4 protein-coding genes and 2 tRNA genes are annotated in these 4,956 nt (G+C 48.9%); 5 read left to right on the top strand and 1 reads right to left on the bottom strand.

From position 1 onward, the window contains the following. Positions 1 to 21: 21 nt before the first annotated feature. Positions 22 to 93, bottom strand: a tRNA-Glu gene (locus AAB523_02260). A gap of 107 nt (positions 94 to 200) precedes the next feature. Between AAB523_02260 and AAB523_02255 the strand changes: the two genes are divergently transcribed. From AAB523_02255 to AAB523_02235, 5 genes are all read left to right on the top strand, one after another. Beyond that, a tRNA-Ser gene (locus AAB523_02255) sits at positions 201 to 287 on the top strand. Positions 288 to 311: 24 nt separating this feature from the next. Next, positions 312 to 1,481 (top strand): tRNA (adenosine(37)-N6)-threonylcarbamoyltransferase complex transferase subunit TsaD, encoded by a 1,170-nt coding sequence (gene tsaD, locus AAB523_02250; protein ID MEK7556090.1) that lies wholly within the window; start codon positions 312 to 314, stop codon positions 1,479 to 1,481. 43 nt (positions 1,482 to 1,524) lie between these two features. Further along, positions 1,525 to 3,720: a valine--tRNA ligase gene (locus AAB523_02245; protein ID MEK7556089.1), complete on the top strand. Its 2,196-nt coding sequence runs from the start codon at positions 1,525 to 1,527 to the stop codon at positions 3,718 to 3,720. Continuing rightward, positions 3,705 to 4,403, top strand: a complete 699-nt coding sequence (locus tag AAB523_02240) for a PrsW family glutamic-type intramembrane protease (protein MEK7556088.1) — start codon at positions 3,705 to 3,707, stop codon at positions 4,401 to 4,403. Before AAB523_02245 ends, AAB523_02240 begins: the two co-directional genes overlap by 16 nt. A gap of 5 nt (positions 4,404 to 4,408) precedes the next feature. Then, positions 4,409 to 4,870, top strand: a complete 462-nt coding sequence (locus tag AAB523_02235) for an Hsp20/alpha crystallin family protein (GenBank protein ID MEK7556087.1) — start codon at positions 4,409 to 4,411, stop codon at positions 4,868 to 4,870. Positions 4,871 to 4,956 lie beyond the last annotated feature (86 nt).

Below are 4,956 nucleotides of genomic sequence, written 5' to 3'. Positions count from 1 at the left end.
TTTTCACTGCGTTCAAACCTGTGACCCTACGGGGAATCGAACCCCGATTACCGGCTTGAAAAGCCGATGTCCTAACCGTTAGACGATAGGGCCATGTGTCATTTTAAAAACGGCACGTGCCGTTTTTATGAGCTACACTATACCATTTTTTGCTAAAAACGCAAAAAATGGTAAGCTTAGCGGTGTGTTTGCAATATAATGGAGAGGTGGCTGAGTGGTCGAAGGCACCGGTTTCGAAAACCGGCAGGCGGGAAACTGCCTCGGGAGTTCGAATCTCCCCCTCTCCGTAACGACTATTTTTAACACCATTCATGAAAATCCTTGCTATTGAAACCAGTTGCGACGAGACTGCCATCAGTATCATTGAAGCGACGGGTGGGCAAAAGCGCCCCCGATTCAAAATACTTTCAGATGTCGTACTCTCTCAAGTAAAGCTCCATGCGCCGTATGGGGGTGTTTTCCCCAACCTGGCGAAGCGCGAGCACAGCAAAAATCTCGTTCCCGTCTTGGCGCAAGCGCTCAAAGAAGCAAGACTCTTGAAGCAGCGAAAAGGCAAGAAACACGAGCTTTCTCCAGCCATTTTTAAAAAACTAGAAAAGCTTCTTGTTCGCGAGCCGGAGCTCTTGGAACAATTTTTGAGATCTGTTCCAAACTGGAGTATCCCGAAGATAGACGCTATTGCTTTCACGAACGGTCCCGGGCTTGAGCCGGCGCTGTGGGTCGGTATCAATTTTGCCAAAGCGCTCTCGCTCGTCTGGGGCAGTGCACTCATACCTATCAATCATATGGAAGGACATATTTTCTCTTCGTTTATACGAGGAAAAGAATTTCAAATTGCCAACTTCCAGTTTCCGATGTTGGCATTGTTAATTTCCGGCGGACACACGGAACTGGTGCTCATCAAAGACTGGCTCAAGTACAAAAAAATAGGACAGACCCGTGACGACGCGGCCGGTGAAGCGTTTGATAAGGTGGCGCGCATCTTGGGACTCCCCTATCCTGGCGGGCCGGAGATATCTCGCCTCGCCCTTGCGGGAAAAAAAGACAATATCTACACACTGCCGCGCCCAATGCTCCATTCAGGAGACCTTGATTTTTCTTTTTCCGGATTGAAGACTGCTGTGCTTTATTTAGTGCAAAAAATACCCATGCTCACTAAGCCGATAAAAGCGGCTATCGCGAAAGAATTTGAACAAGCGGTTGCTGACGTGCTCGTTAAAAAAACTCTCACCGCCGCGCGCGCATATAAGATCAAGACCATCGTCTTAGGCGGAGGAGTGTCTGCCAATACAAAGATACGCAGAGATCTTGCGGAGATGGTGAAAACCGAGCTCTCCGGCATAACACTCATGCTTCCCGAGCGCGCCGCGACCACCGACAATGCCATCATGATCGGCGTTGCGGGATACTTCCGTTTCCTAAAAGGCGGGAAAGCAAAATCACCCGCGCGCATATATGCAGAGGGGAACTTAAGCCTCTAAATTCGTTCCCAAAACGCCGAAATATGGTATCATGAGCCCATATATGGACGAAAAGCTCACGAAACCCTACGACCCGGAAGCGACCGAGGATAGGATCTACCAGCTCTGGGAAGAGAGCGGTTTTTTTAATCCCGATGTGTGTGTGGAAAAGGGCGTATGTGCCAAAGACGCGGAAACATTCTCTATTGTTCTCCCTCCTCCCAACGTCACGGGAACGCTCCACATGGGACATTCCGAGATGCTCGCTATTGAGGACATTTTGGTGCGATACAATCGCATGAGAGGAAAAAAGACCTTATGGCTTCCCGGCACCGACCATGCGGCCATCGCCACGCAAACAAAAGTGGAAAAAAAGATGTACGACGAGGAAGGTAAAACACGCCACGATGTCGGACGCGAAGAGTTCCTGAAACGCGTACATCAATTCGCAAAAGAAAGCCACGATACGATCGTGCACCAGATAAAAAAGATGGGTTCTTCCATTGACTGGTCGCGGGAAGCATTCACGCTGGATGAAAAGCGCACTATCGCGGTGCGTACCGCTTTCAAGAAGATGTACGATGACGGACTCATCTACCGGGACTATCGCATTGTGAACTGGTGCCCCCATTGTTATTCCACTCTTTCTGATGATGAGGTGGAGTACAAAGAAAAAAAAGCGGTGCTCTATACTTTCAAATACGCCAAAGATTTTCCATTCGCGATCGCAACCACCCGTCCGGAAACAAAGCTCGGCGACAGCGCCGTTGCCGTGAATCCAAATGACGAAAGATATAAAGCGTACATCGGGGAGATATTTACCGTTGATCTCGGGCACGGGGCGCAAACGATCAAAGTGATCGCTGATGAAGCGGTGGATACGGCATACGGAACGGGGGCGCTCGGCGTCACTCCCGCACACTCCATGACAGACTACGACATGGCAAAGAAAAACGACCTTCCACTCATCAAGGTGATTGCTGAAGACGGCACCATGACAAAAGAAGCGGGTCTCTCATACGCGGGACTCAAGGTGAAAGAGGCGCGCGCGAAATTTGTGGATTGGCTGAAGAACGAAGGGCTCCTGCTCAAAGAAGAAGAGGTGGACCAGAATTTGAGCATCTGCTACCGGTGCGCGCGCCCGGTGGAGCCGCTCCCTTCGCTTCAATGGTTTGTGAACGTCAACAAGGCATTCATCCTTCCCCATTCAAATATCAAAGGGATCGCGGCGGGGCAACAGGTCACCTTAAAAGAGCTCATGCACGCCGTGGTGCAAAACGGTCAGATACAGATCGTTCCCGAGCGGTTCGAGAAGACATATTTCCATTGGATAGAAAACCTGCGCGACTGGTGCATTTCGCGCCAAATTTGGTATGGACACCAGATCCCCGTGTGGTATCGGGGTGAAGAAATATATACGGGTGTTGAAGGGCCGGAAGGCGCCGGATGGGAGCAAGACCCGGACACCCTGGACACCTGGTTCTCGTCGGGGCTCTGGACATTTTCCACGCTCGGATGGCCCGAAGAGACGGAGGACTTGCGCACCTATCATCCCACTGCCATCCTTGAAACCGGCTACGATATTCTCTTTTTCTGGGTAGCGCGCATGATCCTGATGAGTACCTATCTGCTCGGAGACATTCCGTTTAAGAATGTATATTTGCACGGATTGGTGCGCGACGAGCGCGGCAGAAAGATGAGCAAGTCAATCGGCAACGTGATTGATCCGCTTGATATGATCAAAATATACGGCACCGATGCGACCCGCATGTCGCTTATCATCGGCACCTCTCCCGGCAATGACATGAAACTCTCGGAAGACAAAATTAAAGCGTACAAACATTTCGCGAACAAGATATGGAACATCACTCGTTTCGTGGTCTCAAACACAGAAGGAGTTGATCTCTCCGCGAAGCCGGCACTCTCCGATCATGATAAGAAAAATGTGGAAGAATTGGACGAACTTGTGGCAGACATCACAAAAGAAATAGAGCAGTATCATTTTTATCTTGCGGGAGAAAAACTCTATCACTACGTGTGGCGTCGCTTCGCGGATGCTATCATTGAAGAGAGCAAACCCCGCCTGTATGGGCACAACGCGTCAGAAAAATTATCGGCGCAGTGGACACTCTTTCATATCCTTACCACCACGGTCACGCTATTGCATCCATTCATGCCGTTCATCACCGAAGAAGTCTGGAGTATGCTTCCGCACAACAAGAAAAATTTACTTATGATTGAACCATGGCCGATTCAATAGACCCTACAACACTTTTTTATGCCCTCTTGGGCGGTATTTTGCCCGCGGTATTATGGTTGTGGTTTTGGCTCAAAGAAGACATGAAGAAGCCGGAGCCGCGCGGGCTTATCTTGATGTCATTCATCGCCGGCATGGTGGCGGTCATGATTGTGCTCCCGATGGAAAAGCTCGCTTCTGTCTTCTTCGCTCCGACATCCCTTTCTCTTCTTATCGTATGGTCAGCAATAGAGGAAATAGTGAAATACTCGGCCATTACCTTGGTGGCGCTCAAAAGCAGATATTTCGATGAGCCCATAGATGCCCTTATTTATATGATCACGGTGGCGCTCGGATTTGCGGCATTGGAAAACTCAATGTTCTTGATAGGGCCGCTCGTGAATGGTGATATCACGGTGAGTTTTCTCACGGGCAACCTGCGCTACATGGGCGCAACGCTTCTCCATGTCGCCGCGTCTGCGTCTATCGGTGTCGCGCTCGGGCTTTCTTTTTATAAAGGCCCGTTCATTAAGACACTGAGCACGATTATCGGGTTATCTACCGCCATAGCATTGCATACCTTCTTTAACTTTTTTATAATAAGAAATAACGGCGAAGATACTTTTACGGTGTTTCTCTATTTATGGATGGCCGTCGTGGTTGTGATCTTCCTCTTTGAAAAAGTTAAAAGAATTAAGAACCAATAAAAAACATGAAAGGGAAACGATCTTTTTTTGAACGCCTCACGGGAAGCATGCCTGCTGATGATGAAGAGCAGGATATTATTGACGACCGTGAAGACACCGTGGCTGGAAAAGAGAGCTGGGCTGATGAGGAAAGCGATGAGGGAGAATTGTCAGTGGATGTGTATCAAACACCTGATGCGATAATCGTGAAAGCGATGATCGCCAGCGTGAAGCCAGACGATCTCCAAGTTTCCATCACGCGCGATATGATCACCATCAAGGGGAAACGCGAAGAAGAAAAAGTTGTTTCAGAAGAAGACTACTATCATAAAGAATTGTACTGGGGCGCGTTTACTCGAACCATTCTGCTCCCCCAGGAGGTGGAACCGGAGGAAGCAGAAGCGATTGAGAAACACGGATTATTAACCATCATACTTCCCAAGATAGACAAGAAAAAAGTCGCGAGAATCAAAGTAAAATCTTCCTAACAAAAAACCGTCCTGATGTAATCAGGACGGTTTTTATTAGCGACGTAGAGCGAGCAGAGTATAAAAGATTACTTTTATACTCTCGA

The sequence above is a fragment of the Patescibacteria group bacterium genome (assembly GCA_038063375.1).
Taxonomy (GTDB): domain Bacteria; phylum Patescibacteriota; class Minisyncoccia; order Phycocordibacterales; family JANLHH01; genus JANLHH01.
This window is presented reverse-complemented; position numbering and strand designations above follow the sequence as displayed.